The sequence below is a fragment of the Demequina flava genome, assembly GCF_000975035.1.
Taxonomy (GTDB): Bacteria; Actinomycetota; Actinomycetes; order Actinomycetales; family Demequinaceae; genus Demequina; species Demequina flava.
On the sequence record NZ_BBRA01000001.1, the window covers coordinates 86,002 to 100,143 of the forward strand.

Sequence of the window (14,142 nt, forward strand, 5' to 3'; positions counted from 1 at the left end):
GCTTAGCGGAGGAAATCAGGGATATCGAGGGCGTCGGCTTCGCTCTTGCGTGCCTTGCTGACGTCGATCGCGTCAGTCTCAGGCGCCGGCTCGGCGTCGATTGCCTGCGGGACTGCGGCGGGTTCGGGCGCGACTGCCGGCCTTTCGACCGGTGCCTGCACGGGCTCCGTCGCGGAGGCGGCCGGTGCGGCAGTGGCACCTTCTACACCGCCAAGCGCGCCTTCGTGCTTGCGAACAGTCGGCGCTCCCCCGTCGAATCCAGCGGCGATCACGGTGATACGCAGTTCGTCGCCGAGCGAGTCGTCGATGACCGTTCCAAAGATGATGTTGGCCTCAGGGTGGGCGGCTTCGCGCACCAGACGGGCTGCGGTCTCCACTTCCTTGATGCCGAGGTTCGTGCCACCGGCGATCGACAGCAGCACGCCGTGAGCGCCTTCGATCGAGGCCTCAAGCAACGGCGAAGCGATCGCGCCTTCGGCTGCAGACAGCGCGCGGCCCTCGCCGCGCGACGAGGACACGCCCATGAGTGCAGTGCCCGCATCCTTCATGACCGACTTCACGTCGTTAAAGTCAACGTTGATCAGGCCGGGGGTCGTGATGAGGTCGGTGATGCCTTGCACGCCGCCCTGCAGAACCTGGTCGGCAGCGGCGAAGGCACCGAGGATCGAGAGCTCGGCATCGGAGATGTCGAGCAGACGGTCGTTGGGGATCACGATGAGGGTGTCGACCTCTTCGCGCAGGCGCTGAATGCCGGAATCTGCCTGGTCCGAGCGGCGGCGCCCTTCGAATCCGAACGGGCGCGTGACGACGCCCACGGTGAGCGCACCTAGCGAGCGCGCGATCTTGGCCACGACGGGCGCGCCACCGGTTCCGGTGCCACCACCCTCACCGGCGGTGACGAACACCATGTCGGCGCCCTTGAGTGCCTCGGCGATCTCGTCCTCGTGGTCATCGGCAGCCTGGCGGCCCACTTCGGGGTCGGCGCCGGCGCCAAGGCCGCGCGTCAGGTCCCGGCCGATGTCGAGCTTCACGTCGGCGTCCGACATGAGCAGTGCCTGAGCATCGGTGTTAATCGCGATGAACTCGGCGCCCTTGAGGCCGACGTCGATCATGCGGTTGACGGCGTTCACGCCGCCGCCGCCCACGCCGACGACCTTGATGGCGGTGATGTAATTCTGCGGTGCGGCCATGAGCCCTCTCCCAACCTTAACCTTCTACTTGAAGGTTATAGTTATGTCAACTACTTCCACCGATGACGGTACGGTCCGCACGCCGATAACGGCGGCACCGGCGCGCGCGTGTCGCATCTTGAATTCGACCCATTTGCGCGGCCTCAATCAGCCCACCACACTGGTTCCCCATGACTGCCCGTGCCCGCCCGCGGATCCAACCCAGCATCGGCCCTGCTACCCAGGCTGCACGCGTTGTCACCCTCGTCCTCACGGTATGCGGCGCAGCCGCCGGACTCATCGCATACCCATCGTTGCCGGACCGCATCCCCATTCACTGGAATGCCGCTGGCGTCGCCGACGGGTGGGGATCCCCGGTGATGCTCGCCGTCCTCATCGGATTGTGGGTGGCGCTGGTCGCGGGGCTCGAATGGCTCTCGCGCGTGCCGCACATTCTCAACTACCTCGTAGAGGTAACGCAGGACAATGCACCGGGTCTGTATGGCGCAGCGGTCGACATGCTCGTGTGGCTGAACCTGGCGATCGCGGTGCTCTTCGGCTCACTGGTTGCGCAGTCCTACGGAATGAACCTCGAGGTTGCCACCGGTTTCGCGCTCGCAGGCACCCTCGTCATCCTGGTGGTCGGCATAGTCCGCATGGTGCGTGCCGCGCGGACTAACTCTTGACGACGGTCGGCAAACTCGGTGCCGAGACGTCGATGACCTCAGCGTCCTCAGCCTCAGGCGAGGCCAGCAGGACGGTCAGTACCTCCGCCTTCAGCGGCGAATCGTCAACGCTGCCCCACTCCACGCGCGGGCCGTCGCGAAGGACAAAGTGAATCGAGTCCTCCGTGTCAGCCTCAACATTCTCGATCCGCTCGCGCAGGTCCACCGGGGTCTCGTCAAGGACGCCGAGCACACCGGACAGGATCCGCTCATGCTCCTCCCCCACCGGAACGGCAACAACGGGCAGGTCTCCCGGCTTCTCTTCGCTCGTCGACACCTGTTCGCCGGTGTCGGTCACGAGCGCGAACCCATCCTCTGATGGAATTGCGGCGACAGGCTCCGATGGTGTCAGCGTCACCCGCAAACCCGATGGCCACACCACCTCGACCTGTGCGGCGCTCACGCCAATGATCTCCGTGAGCTGATTCTCAACGTGTGACGTGTTGAGGGTTGCGAGCGCGGAGCCGTCATACGCGGCAAGCACGGTGTCGACCTGCGCCGGATCCACGACCGAGCCGTAGCCCGAGGCCTCGATTGCTTCAGCGTCAAACTCGAGCAGCGGCGACATCAGCACGACCCAGCCAGCAGCGGCCACCGCGGTGGCGAGTGCAGCGCGCTTGCCCCACTTGATGGCCCACACCCGGCGTTCGACCGAACGCTTCTCTTTGAGCCGGTCCTGCATGCGTCCGGTGACGACTGCGCTGCTCAGACGCGTGCTGACCCGCGCCCACGGGGTGGCAACGGTCCCTGGCTCCGCCGTCGTCGAGGTGGCTGTCGCGACAGCCTCGTCCGAGCCGCGCTTGGGAAGTCGGATTGTGCGCGCCCACATGCGTAGCCGACCCGCGCGTGGGGTCGCCTGGGTGGCTGGCGACTTCTCACTTCCTTTCGCGGGACGGGCCGATGCTCGGGCTGAGGTGGTTGCCGACGTCGCCTTGCGGGTGGGGGCGGTCCGTGGGGCGGTTGTGCGCGTTGATGCTGTGCGCGTTGAGGCCGTGCGCGGAGCTGCTTTGCGCGTACTACCGGCGCGCACCGCGCCTGGCGTCGGAGGCTTGGGTGCGGACTTCCGTGTGGCTTGTTGGCCGCTCCGAGGCTTCTTGGCGCCGCCCAACGGCTGTTTGCCCGTGCGTGGAGGCGTGGGCTGGGCGCGCCGGACAGGCGCCTCCGACTCGCGCTTACTCGTAGTCCGGGGCACAGCGGGCCGCCCCGGCGCTGCCGGACGGCCGGAAGACGGCGGCGTGCCCTTGTCAGCCATTGCCGGCCTCGCGTGCCTTCAGTGCATCAAGGATCCACTCGCCGGCATACGTCACGGGTCCCGAGCCGACGGTGAGCACCAAGTCGCCCTCGGAAGCAACGTCAGCGACGCGTGCTGCCGCATCCTCGAGCGTCTCGACGACGACGGCAGTCGAGTCCTCAGGGATCACCATCTGATCGAGAATGGTCTGCGAATTGACGCCGGGAAGGGGGTCCTCGCGGTCACCGTGGACCCCGGAAATGACCACATCCGCGTTAGGCGCGGACAGCGCCGCGGCGAAGTTGGCGGCGTGGAGCTGAGTACGGCTAAAGAGCGCAGGCTGGAACAGCACCACTAGGTGGCCAGCTCCAGCAGAGCGAGCCGCCGCGATCAGGGCTGCCACCTCGGTGGGGTGATGCGCGTAGTCATCCACGACGGTGATGCCCGCGACCTCGCCGCGAAGCTGATAGCGCCGGCCGGTGCCGCCGAAGGACTCCACGGCACGCGCGGCTGCCTGGCGGTCTGCGCCCATCGCGACAGACGCGGCCCAGGCCGCCGCCGCATTGAGCACCATGTGATCCCCTGGCACCGGCACCGCGACGGTGTACTCCTCGCCTTGGTATGCCCAGCCGGTAGCCGAGACGCGCACATCGCCGTCTCCACGTCCGTAGCTGATGACCTCGACGCCGCGCTCGCTCGCGGTGCGGGCGATGCTGATCGCGGTGGGGTCATCCGCGCACACCACGAGGACGCGGCAGTCGGAGGAAAACTCGGTAAAGGCCTCGTGGAGGCGTTCCTCGGTGCCGTAGTAGTCCAGGTGGTCGGGTTCAACATTGAGAAGAATCGCCACCTCGGGGTGGTAGCGCAGGAACGAGCCGTCGGACTCGTCCGCTTCCACTACAGCAATGTCGCTGTCTCCTGCGTACCCGCCCGCGACAGCGCCGTCAATGCCGAAGACGCGTGCGCCGACCGCGAACGACGCGTCAACACCCGCGCCGTGAAGCACGTGAGCGACCATCGCGGAGGTCGTGGTCTTGCCATGAGAGCCTGCGACCGCGATCAGGCGGTGGTGGTCGAGAGCACGCGCGAGCGCCTCCGAACGGTGCACCACCTCGATGCCGCGCTCACGAGCGCGCGCAAGTTCTGGGTTGGTCTCACGCACAGCCGTCGAGATCACGACCTGATCGACGCCATCTACGTTGGCGGCATCGTGACCAATCGTGACGTTCATGCCGGCGTCGCGGAGCGCCTCGAAGTAGTGGCTAACGCGCATATCGGTGCCCGAGACCTCGTGTCCGGCCGCCGCAGTGAGGCGAGCCACCGCGGACATGCCGGAGCCACCCACGCCAATGAAATGCACGCGACTCACAGCGTTTCCTCCACAAGGTCTGCCACTCGCGCGGCTCCGTCAGCGATGCCAAAGTCGGCAGCCGCTTGAATCATTTGCTGTCCATCGGTGCCCTCAAGCAACATGCGCTCGGCACCTAGTTCAAGAACGACTGGGGACAGCTTTGCGTCCTCCACCATCGTCGCGGCGCCCGCCTCCACGGCTGGGATCGCGTTAAGCGCCTGCTCGCCGTTGCCGTGAGGCAATGGCACATACATTGCGGGAAGGCGCATCGCAGTGACCTCTGCCACCATTCCGGCACCCGCGCGGCACACAACGGCGCCCGCGGCCGAGTACACCGTTGCCATGTCGTGGCAGTACTCCTCGACGCGGTACATGTCTCGCTTGGCGGCGCTCAGGTCGCCCTTGGCGCGCTCGGCCTCCACCGACTTGCCCCGACCGGTGATGTGCCACACGTGCACGCCGTGATCGGTGAGCGTCGCTGCTGCTGCGGCCGTCGCTGCGTTCAGGCTTGCCGCACCCTGGGAGCCGCCGGTGACAACCAGCACCGGGGCATCGGCTGCCCATCCCAACGCCTCACGGGCGGCGCCACGAACGTCCGCGGCGACCCGAGCATCGGCCAATGTCTCTGCCAACTCCCGCACAGGCGGGAGAAGCGGCATGCCGGTCACGACACCGCCCTTGAGCGGCGTATCCGGAAGGGTGATCGCGACGCGAGCGGCCCAGCGAGCCCCGAGTTTGTTGGCCAGTCCAGGGCGCGCATTCGCCTCGTGAACGATGATCGGCAACTTGCGGCGGCGAGCAGCAAGATAACCAGGCGTCGAGACAAAACCGCCAAAACCCACGACGGCCGATGCTCCGGTTGCGTCGATCGCGTCCTCCGCCGCGCGTACGGCGGCCCGCAGCCGGCCAGGAAGCTTGAACAGGTCGCCAGAGGGGCGACGCGGCATGGGCACGCGCGGCACCACATGCATCTCAATGCCGGCTCGAGGCACGAGGTCCGCTTCCAGTCCCTCGGAAGTGCCGAGCGCTGCGACATCGTGGCCGCGGTCGCGGAGCTCGTGCGCAGTGGCGAGCATGGGATTCACGTGTCCGGCGGTACCCCCGCCAGCGAGCAGGATGCTAGCCACGACGGCCTCGCGAAACGACCGCGATGGAACGGCGCAGAACGCTGGGACGGGCAGCGAAGGCTGCCTCTGCCCCTGGCTCGCGGCGCGCGAAGGCCATGAGAACTCCAACGGCAGCCAGCGACATGATGAGAGACGAGCCTCCAGAAGAAATCAGCGGCAACGGCACACCGGTGACGGGCAGCAGGCCGATCACCACGGCAATGTTCACGAGTGCCTGACCGACAAGCCACGCGCCAAGGGCGGCAGCAGCGATCTGTACGAACGGGTCGGTGTGGCGCTGGACCAGGCGGTTGATCGCGACCGCCAACATGCCAAACGCGATCAGGACCAGAAGAGTTCCGATGAGGCCGAACTCCTCGCCGATGATCGCGAACGCGAAGTCGGAGTCCGCGACGGGAAGGTAGCCGCCCCACTTTTCGCGGCTCATGCCAGGGCCCAGGCCCCACAGACCACCGGACGCCAGCGCCCACAGACTGTGCACCGACTGCATGCCGATCCCCTGCGGGTCTGCCAGGTCGGGGTTCAGCCAGGCGTCAATACGGGCAGAGCGGCTCGACCCAACCGTGAGCGACGCCGCGACCAAAGCAACTGAGGCCAGGGCTCCGATGACGAAGAACTTCTTAGGGGCGCCGGCCACCCAGAATGCTGCGGCAACCATCATGATCATCACGAGCGTGGTGCCGAGGTCCTGGCCCAACATGACCAAGCCAATGACAGCAATCGACATCAAGCCACCGGGGACCAAAATGCCCTTGATGGTGGTCAGGTCGCGGCGGAAGCGCGCAAGCACGACGCCCAGGTACAGCGCGATGCCCACCTTGGCCATCTCTGATGGCTGGAAGCTCATGGGGCCAATGCGGATCCAGTTGCGGTTACCACCGACGGACTCACCCACCAGGGCCACCATCACCAGCAAACCCATCGAGACGTAAAGAATCACAGGGCCGCTGCGTTTCCAGAATTCGATGGACATGCGCGATCCCACGAGGAGCGCGGCCAGTCCCAGCACGAGCGCGACGGCCTGCGTCACAAACAGCGTGTACGGCGAGTTGTCGCCGTCGATGCGCAGTGCGGTCACCGAACTCGCCGACAGCACCACCGCGAGACCGATCAGCACCAACATCGTGGTGGCGGCGACGATCAGGTAGTACGTCGTGACCGGGGAGCCGGAGGGCGGGGTGTCGGAACGGGAACGTCGTGAAGCCGTGGCCGTCATCACCCCTCCTATCCGTCCAGTGCCTCCACCGCTGCGGCGAAGGCTTCGCCTCGATCCGCATAGCTGCGGAACTGATCAAAGGAGGCACATGCCGGTGACAACAGCACGGTGTCGCCCGCCGATGCGGCCTCCCGAGCCGCGTGTACGGCCCTGACCATGACAGTCTCCCCCGGCTCAATGCGTGTGACCGGGATATCCGGCGCGTGTCCCGCGAGCGCGCTTGCCAGCGGCTCGGGGTCCTCACCGATCAGCACGACTGCCCGGATGCGTTCCTTTACGGCGCCGACCAGGTCGTCGAACTCCTGACCCTTGGCCAATCCCCCGGCGATCCACACCACCGATTGCGGGCTGTGGCCCCCGAAAGCAGCGATAGCGGCGTGGGCATTGGTGGCCTTGGAATCGTCGACCCACGTGACGTCACCGACGCGCCCCACCAGCGCAGTGCGGTGGGCGTCGAGCGCAAAGGTGCTGAGACCTCGCGTGACAGCCTCGGGAGCGACGCCCAGGGCTCGAGCCAGGGCGGCGGCGCACAGCGCATTGAAGATCAGATACGGAGGAACCGTGCCTCCGACAAGGTGAGCCAAGTCGTCAACGTGGCCGAGCTCGATGGCCTCGTGACGCCGGCCATCGTGGAACGCGCGATCAGCGAGCACGCCCTCGACAACGCCGAGCTGGGACAGCCCTGGTGAACCGAGCGTCACTCCTATAGCCCGGCATCCGTCCACGACGTCGGCGTTTTCCACCATCGACTCCGTGACGGGGTCATGTGCGCCGTAGACGCATGCGACCTGGACGCGTTCATAGACGCGCGCCTTGTCAGCGCGGTAGGCCTCGACGGAGCCATGCCAGTCCAGGTGGTCTTCATCGGCGTTGAGGCACACCGCGGCGTGCGGCGACAACGTGGACGTGAAATGCAACTGCAAGCTGGCGATCTCGACGGCCACGGCATCGTGCTGCTCACGTGCGGCGGCAATCACGGGGACGCCCATGTTGCCGCACACGGCGACATCGACGCCTCCAGCTTCAAGAATCGCGCCCGTCATCTGCGTCGTCGTGGTCTTGCCATTGGTACCGGTGATGAGAACCCACGGGATGCCTGGAGTGCGCACCCGCCACGCGAACTCCATCTCCGAGACGATCTCGACGCCGGCATCCTGCACGGCCCGGACCCACTCGTGGTGTGGAGCAAAACCCGGCGACGACATGCACAGGTCGAAGGATGCGAGATCGACACCGGAGAGGTCGGTGTGATCGGCGCGACCGCTGGGATCGACCGTGACGGCCTGTGCTCCAAGTTCATCGCAGGCGTCTTTGGCGGACGCTCCGGCAACGCCGAGGCCGAGGATCAAGACCCTCAGTCCGGCAAAGGCGCTCACTGGCCAGAGGGCAGCGTGACTACCCACTCGGTATAGAACAGGGCTCCACCAGCGGCAGCACACAGCGCCGCAATAATCCAGAATCTGATGACGATCGTCACTTCTCCCCAGCCCATCAGCTCAAAGTGATGATGCAGGGGCGCCATCTTGAACACCCGTTTACCGCCGGAGATTTTGAACCAACCGATCTGGATGACCGAGGACGCGACGATGATCACGAACAGGCCACCAATGATCACGCCGAGCAGTTCGGTGCGCGACATGATCGTGATTCCCGCAATGGCACCACCGAGGGCCAACGAGCCGGTGTCGCCCATAAAGATCTTCGCTGGGGATGCGTTCCACCACAGGAAGCCGAAGCACGCGCCGGCGATCGCGGCGGCGAGGATGGCGAGGTCTCGCGGATCTCGCACCTCGTAGCACTGCGAGGACGCGGAGGTGAAGCCACACCACTGGTTGTACTGCCACACGGTGATGAGCGTGTACGCGCCAAAGAAGATCAGGGCGGCACCGCTGGCGAGACCATCGAGTCCATCGGTGAGGTTCACGGCATTCGACCAGGCCGTGATGAGGAAGTTCGACCAGATGATGAACAGAATGATGCCGATGGCCGGGCCCCAGTAGGCCAGGTCCAAGAAGGTATCGCGGAGGAAGGATATCGACTCCGACGCTGGCGTCAGTCCACGCTCGTTGGGGAACTGCAGCGCGAGCACACCGAAGGAGATACCGACGATGGCCTGGCCGAGGATCTTCCACCGGGCTCTCAGACCCAGCGATCGCTCTTGGCGGATCTTGATGTAGTCGTCGAGGAAGCCGACGAGGCCGAGGCCCACGATCAGCAACACCACGAGCATCGAAGACGCGTACGGCGTGCGGCCCGTGAGCAGGTTGGCACCCAGCCAACCGACAACGAGCGCGAAGATGATGACGACGCCACCCATAGTGGGCGTGCCGCGCTTTACCAGGTGAGAAGCGGGACCATCGTGCCGGATGAACTGCCCATACTGATGGCGAGTCAGGTAGCGGATGAAGACAGGGGTCCCCAACAGTGCGATCACGAGGGAGATGCCGCCTGCGAACATCACCGCTTTCATGCAGTCTCTCCCACCAAGTCGTCCGCCAACTTCCACAGCCCGGTGCCGTGGGAGCCCTTGACGAGCACGGTATCTCCGCCGCTCACTCGTTCCGCGAGAAACTCGCGGGCTTCGTCAATCGTAGCGACGAACGCAGCCTCGTCGCCCCAGGAGCCCTCGCGGACCGCGGAAACGTACGCGGCGCGCGCACCAGCGCCCACCACGACAAGGTGATCGATGCGTAGGCGCACAGCGTCCAGCCCCACCTCCTCGTGAGCCGCAAGCGACGCGTCGCCCATCTCGAGCATCTCGCCAACCACCGCAAAGGAACGGCCAGCGTCCGCGACGTCCTTCAACGCGCGCAGCGCAGCACGCATCGATTCAGGCGACGCGTTGTAACTGTCATCCAGGATGCGCACTCCGTCAGCGCGCACCGTCAATGCCATGCGGTGGGGGCTCAGTGGCGTGGCGGCAGCGACACGCTCAGCGGAGTCGCCGACCGTCAGCCCCGCCTCAAGCGCCACCGCGATCGCGGCGAGCGCGTTGGTCACGTGGTGTTCGCCGACGAGCGACAGCGTGAGGTGCTCGGTGGCAGTCGCAACGGTGAGGTCGAAGTCAGCGCAGCCGGCCTTGACCTCGATACGCGAAGCCTGGAGCGTGCGGCCCTGTCCGCCCACTCCGAACGTCACCAGACGGCGGTCGCCCTCGGAAAGCACTGGCCGCGACTCCATCGCCGCCACTCGCGGATCGTCGCCGTTCAGCACAGCCAATCCACCCGGCACCAATCCATCCAGAAGGCTGGCCTTCTCCTCAGCCAAAGCATCGGCCGATCCATATCCACCCAGGTGCGCCGTACCCACGGTCAGCACCACCGCAATGTCGAGGGGCGCAATCCGTGTCAGGTAGGCCAGGTCGCCCGGGGCGGACGCGCCCATCTCGAGCACAAGCCACTCGGTAGTGACGTCTGCGCGTAGGACCGTCAGCGGCAGGCCAATCTCGTTGTTGAAGCTCCCCTGGGGCGCAATGGCCTCGGGCAGGACCTGAGCCAACAGATCCTTGGTGGTGGTCTTGCCATTGGAGCCGGTAATGCCGATCACCCGAATATCGCCCTCGACACGCAGCAGCGCCAGATAGGCGCGCGCGAGCGACCCAAGCGCCGCAACGACGTCGTCGACCAAGATGTGCGGACCGGCCACAGGCTGCGACACGAGCGCGAGCGCTGCACCGGATTCAAAAGCGCGAGGGGCGTACTCATGGCCGTCGACACGTTCGCCGACAAACGCGACGTACAGCGCGCCCGGCGTGATGAGTCGCGAATCCTTCTCGACGCTTCGCACTCGGGTGTCGACGTCAGCGGCCAACTCACCTCCTACGGCGTTGGCGATCCACTGCGCCGTCAGCTCCCTCATGCGTGCCCTTCCGTTTCGGCAGTAATGCGTGCGTACGCCTGCAGGTAGGCGTCGCGGTCGTTGTATCGATGGAACACGCCCGCAATTTCTTGCGTGGGTTCGTGTCCCTTGCCCGTCACGATAACGGTGTCTTCTGAGTTCGCCAGGCGCAAGGCGGTCTCGACGGCCAGTGCGCGCGGCTCGACTTCGTGGACATCGGCGAGCGCAGGGCGCACCTTCTGGATGCCTTCACGGATCATCGCCCGCACCGCAGCGGGCGCCTCGGACCGGGGGTTCTCGTCTGTCAGCACGATGACGTCGGCAAGCCGCGCGGCAATCTCGCCCATGACCGGACGCTTGCCCTGGTCGCGGTCGCCGTCCGAGCCAAAGATGAGGATGAGGCGGCCCGGGGTAATTGGGCGCACGCCTTCCAGGGCCAACTCGAGAGCGTCCGGGGTATGGGCGTAGTCCACAATCGCAAGCGGATCCACGTCACTGCGCTCAATCACGCGTTCCATGCGTCCGGGCACGCCATGAGCAGTCGCCACGCCCTCAATGGCCTCCGCGAGGCTCACCCCCGCGGCATGCGCCGCAGCGATCGCAACAATCGAGTTGGAGACGTTCACGAGCCCTGGCAGTGGAGAGAATCCCTGGTGCTCCGCGCCATCTGGGTCGGTAAAAGTGAATCGCGAACCGACGCCGTCGAGGCCGATGTCCGCGTGCGTCACGGTCCAGTCGGCCGGGTGAGGATCGGCTGCATGTGTCGACACGGTCTGGACGGGAATCTCGACGCGGGCGGCCAGCTTGCGCCCCCACTCGTCGTCGACGTTGATGATGCCAAAGCGCGCACGACCCGGAGCAAAGAGCTTCGCCTTGGCATCGAGGTAGTTGTCCATGGTGCCGTGGAAGTCCAGGTGATCCCACTGCAGGTTCGTGAAGACCGCGACGGAGAACTCGACGCCGGAGATGCGCTCCAAGGAGGCGGCGTGTGAGCTGACCTCCGTGACGGCAGCGGTGACGCCCTCTTCCCGCATGCGGGCAAGGAGCCCGTGGAGCACCGGCGACTCGACCGTGGTGCGAGGCGACTCGATCGCCTCATCTCCAATCCGAAGTTCAACCGTGCCCATGATGCCGGTGTGCTCGTGCACCCGCGCCAGAACGTTCTCGATGAGATATGCCGTGGTGGTCTTGCCATTGGTACCGGTCACACCCACAAACGTGAGATCGCGGCTGGGGTCCCCATAGATTAAGGCGGAGGCCTCGCCCATAGCGAGACGAGCATCGGCCGTCACCAAGACCGGCACGTCCACGCCCGCCTCAGACAGAAGCTCAGCTCCTTCAGCATCGGTGAGGAGGGCCGATGCTCCACTCGCGACGGCATCGGCCCCAAAGCGGGCGCCGTGGACGGTAAAGCCAGGGAAAGCGCCGAAGAGGTCGCCTGGGCGCACGTCCCGTGAGTCAACGGTTGCCCCGGTCACGCTGATGCCTTCGCCTCCCGCGGACAGCGGTGCGCCAATGCGGTGCGCGACGTCTGCGAGTGCGGTGGGCGCCGCGCTCGAAGGTCGCAGTGCCATATCTGCCACTGTCACTCCCAGGTGGTCGGGTACATCTCCTCAGCAGGAGCCGAGGGCGGAACCCGCAGAGCCTGCAAGGCAAAGGTTGCCACGTCGGAGAACACCGGCGCGGCCACCTCGCCGCCCCAGATGGAACTCTTGGGGTCAAACACGATCACGGACACGACGATCTCAGGATCGTCAGCGGGCGCGACGCCTACGAACGATGCCACGATCGAGTCGAGTTCACCAGAAGTGCCAACGGCCTGTGCGGTACCAGTCTTGCCGGCAACGCGATAGCCATCGATCTTGGCCAGTCCACCGGTTCCAGACTCGGTGACATCCTCCAACATGAGCATGACCTGATCTGCAGTCTCTTCCGAGACAACGCGGACGGGCTCGGTGTCCTCGGCCGGCGTGAACTCACCATGACCATCGACAAAGCCCTTCACCACGGAGGGCTGCACGCGCACTCCCCCGTTGGCGAGCGTTTGGTAGACCTGCGACGTCTGCAGCGCAGTCACTGCGACACCCTGGCCGTACAGCACGGCGTACTCGGTGCGGCCGTCCCAGTCCTCCCAGTCGCGCAAAATGCCGGGCGACTCCGTTGGCATTCCCACGCCCGTCCGGGTTCCGAAGCCAAACTTCTCCAAGTACTCGTAGCGCTGCGCCTCGCTCAACTGCTCACCGATCTTCACCGTTCCGGTGTTGGACGAGGTGACCAGGATGCCGGAGGTCGTCAGCTGCTGCGTCTCGTGCTCGTGCGAATCCTTGAAGGTCTGGCCATTTTCCGTCGTGTACTCGTAGGGAACGGAGAAGCGGCTGGTAGGAGTGACGATGCCTTCCTCAAGCGCGGCAGCGACCGTGATCGCCTTACCGGTCGAGCCGGGCTCGAACACGTCTTCCACGGAGGCCGCGCCGCGATCGCCCGCGTCAGAGGCGCCCGGGTCATTGGGGTCGACACTGCTGGAGTCGGCAATGGCGAGAAATTCACCCGACTCCACATGCTGGACCGTCACGATTCCCTGGCGGCCGCCCGTCGTGGCGAGAGCCTCATCGAGGCGCTCTTGCGCGTAGTACTGAATGTCACGATCGATCGTGAGCATGACGTCTTGACCTGGCGTAGCGGGATCCTCGTCGAGCACGCCGGTGGGGATCACCGTTCCCTGCCCGCCGCGCTCGTACGTCAGCGATCCGGACTCGCCGAGGAGCACGGACTCGTACGAGGCCTCAATGCCAGCAAGTCCCCAATTGACGCCTACGGCATCGGCCTTACCGCCCACGAAGCCCACCAGGTTTCCGGCGACATCTCCGTTGGGATACTCGCGCTCGGACACCGGCTCATAGTCGATGCCGGCAATCTTCTCGTCGGCAACCAAATCCCAGGTCTCTGGCGTCACGTACTTCGCGATGTACTGAAAGTCCTTGTCACCCACGAGGTCCGCGGCAAGCTCCGACTCACTGACCCCGAGGATTGGAGCCAGGATTCGCGCGGCGTCGAGAGCTCCGGAGGCGACAACCTGACCGCCCTCCTTGCGCTCCCACGCCGCGACATCGTTCTGGTCCACAAAGAGGTGGAAGCGCTCAGCGGACGTAGCGAGCACCGTGCTGTTGCGGTCAACAATGTCCGCGCGCTGCGAGGCAATCTCCGTTGTGGCGAGCCTATTCTCGAGCGCGGCCGTGGATAGTTCCTCCGCGTTCACGACCTGAACCATCACCAAGCGCGCAGCGAACACTCCCAGGATCGCCAAGATCATGAGCATCATGAAGCGCTGGCGGTTGACAGGGTTGCCGACGCGCTCGACGCGCGAGGTCCGTGGAGGCGTGGATGAGGCTGTTCGCGGGGCCGTGGGGCGCGCCTGGGCAGGACGTTTGCGGGCTGGACCGGGCTGAGTGTTCCGCCGAGGTGCACCGGCCGCCGGCTTGGCCGACC

The 14,142-nt window shown here is 65.7% G+C and carries 11 protein-coding genes; 1 reads left to right on the top strand and 10 read right to left on the bottom strand.

The window, feature by feature from the left end; all coding sequences use genetic code 11:
- Positions 1–2: 2 nt before the first annotated feature.
- Positions 3–1,190, bottom strand: coding sequence for a cell division protein FtsZ (gene ftsZ, locus AOP74_RS00400; RefSeq protein ID WP_061960362.1), 1,188 nt, complete (start codon positions 1,188–1,190; stop codon positions 3–5).
- A gap of 170 nt (positions 1,191–1,360) precedes the next feature.
- Here ftsZ and AOP74_RS00405 point away from each other — a divergent pair, with 170 nt between their 5' ends.
- Complete coding sequence (locus AOP74_RS00405; RefSeq protein ID WP_061960363.1) at positions 1,361–1,855, top strand: DUF1648 domain-containing protein; 495 nt, start codon at positions 1,361–1,363, stop codon at positions 1,853–1,855.
- Here the strand turns inward: AOP74_RS00405 and AOP74_RS00410 are convergent.
- From AOP74_RS00410 to AOP74_RS00450, 9 genes are all read right to left on the bottom strand, one after another.
- Positions 1,845–2,723, bottom strand: coding sequence for a cell division protein FtsQ/DivIB (locus AOP74_RS00410; protein WP_061960364.1), 879 nt, complete (start codon positions 2,721–2,723; stop codon positions 1,845–1,847). The two genes, AOP74_RS00405 and AOP74_RS00410, sit on opposite strands and share 11 nt — an antisense overlap.
- A gap of 415 nt (positions 2,724–3,138) precedes the next feature.
- Positions 3,139–4,494 (bottom strand): UDP-N-acetylmuramate--L-alanine ligase, encoded by a 1,356-nt coding sequence (gene murC, locus AOP74_RS00415; RefSeq protein ID WP_061960365.1) that lies wholly within the window; start codon positions 4,492–4,494, stop codon positions 3,139–3,141.
- Positions 4,491–5,603 (bottom strand): UDP-N-acetylglucosamine--N-acetylmuramyl-(pentapeptide) pyrophosphoryl-undecaprenol N-acetylglucosamine transferase, encoded by a 1,113-nt coding sequence (locus AOP74_RS00420; protein ID WP_236683684.1) that lies wholly within the window; start codon positions 5,601–5,603, stop codon positions 4,491–4,493. Before AOP74_RS00420 ends, murC begins: the two co-directional genes overlap by 4 nt.
- Entirely contained in the window at positions 5,596–6,819 is a 1,224-nt protein-coding gene (locus AOP74_RS00425; RefSeq protein ID WP_061960366.1) for an FtsW/RodA/SpoVE family cell cycle protein, read from the bottom strand. The genes AOP74_RS00420 and AOP74_RS00425 overlap by 8 nt, the downstream gene beginning before the upstream one ends.
- Positions 6,820–6,827: 8 nt before the next feature.
- Positions 6,828–8,195: a UDP-N-acetylmuramoyl-L-alanine--D-glutamate ligase gene (gene murD, locus AOP74_RS00430; protein ID WP_169746267.1), complete on the bottom strand. Its 1,368-nt coding sequence runs from the start codon at positions 8,193–8,195 to the stop codon at positions 6,828–6,830.
- Positions 8,192–9,289, bottom strand: coding sequence for a phospho-N-acetylmuramoyl-pentapeptide-transferase (gene mraY / locus AOP74_RS00435; RefSeq protein ID WP_061960368.1), 1,098 nt, complete (start codon positions 9,287–9,289; stop codon positions 8,192–8,194). The genes murD and mraY overlap by 4 nt, the downstream gene beginning before the upstream one ends.
- A complete protein-coding gene (locus tag AOP74_RS00440; protein WP_061960369.1) occupies positions 9,286–10,677 on the bottom strand; it encodes a UDP-N-acetylmuramoyl-tripeptide--D-alanyl-D-alanine ligase in 1,392 nt (463 codons plus the stop codon). The genes mraY and AOP74_RS00440 overlap by 4 nt, the downstream gene beginning before the upstream one ends.
- Positions 10,674–12,230 (bottom strand): UDP-N-acetylmuramoyl-L-alanyl-D-glutamate--2,6-diaminopimelate ligase, encoded by a 1,557-nt coding sequence (locus tag AOP74_RS00445; RefSeq protein ID WP_061961848.1) that lies wholly within the window; start codon positions 12,228–12,230, stop codon positions 10,674–10,676. Before AOP74_RS00445 ends, AOP74_RS00440 begins: the two co-directional genes overlap by 4 nt.
- An 11-nt stretch (positions 12,231–12,241) precedes the next feature.
- Positions 12,242–13,975 (bottom strand): peptidoglycan D,D-transpeptidase FtsI family protein, encoded by a 1,734-nt coding sequence (locus AOP74_RS00450; protein ID WP_061960370.1) that lies wholly within the window; start codon positions 13,973–13,975, stop codon positions 12,242–12,244.
- Positions 13,976–14,142: the final 167 nt, after the last annotated feature.

Coding starts and splice junctions, on each gene's coding strand:
- ftsZ (WP_061960362.1), bottom strand. CDS start 1,190: ATGGCCGCACCGCAGAATTACATCACCGCCATCAAGGTCGTCGGCGTG.
- AOP74_RS00405 (WP_061960363.1), top strand. CDS start 1,361: ATGACTGCCCGTGCCCGCCCGCGGATCCAACCCAGCATCGGCCCTGCT.
- AOP74_RS00410 (WP_061960364.1), bottom strand. CDS start 2,723: ATGTGGGCGCGCACAATCCGACTTCCCAAGCGCGGCTCGGACGAGGCT.
- AOP74_RS00425 (WP_061960366.1), bottom strand. CDS start 6,819: ATGACGGCCACGGCTTCACGACGTTCCCGTTCCGACACCCCGCCCTCC.
- mraY (WP_061960368.1), bottom strand. CDS start 9,289: ATGAAAGCGGTGATGTTCGCAGGCGGCATCTCCCTCGTGATCGCACTG.
- AOP74_RS00440 (WP_061960369.1), bottom strand. CDS start 10,677: ATGAGGGAGCTGACGGCGCAGTGGATCGCCAACGCCGTAGGAGGTGAG.
- AOP74_RS00445 (WP_061961848.1), bottom strand. CDS start 12,230: ATGGCACTGCGACCTTCGAGCGCGGCGCCCACCGCACTCGCAGACGTC.
- AOP74_RS00450 (WP_061960370.1), bottom strand. CDS start 13,975: ATGATGCTCATGATCTTGGCGATCCTGGGAGTGTTCGCTGCGCGCTTG.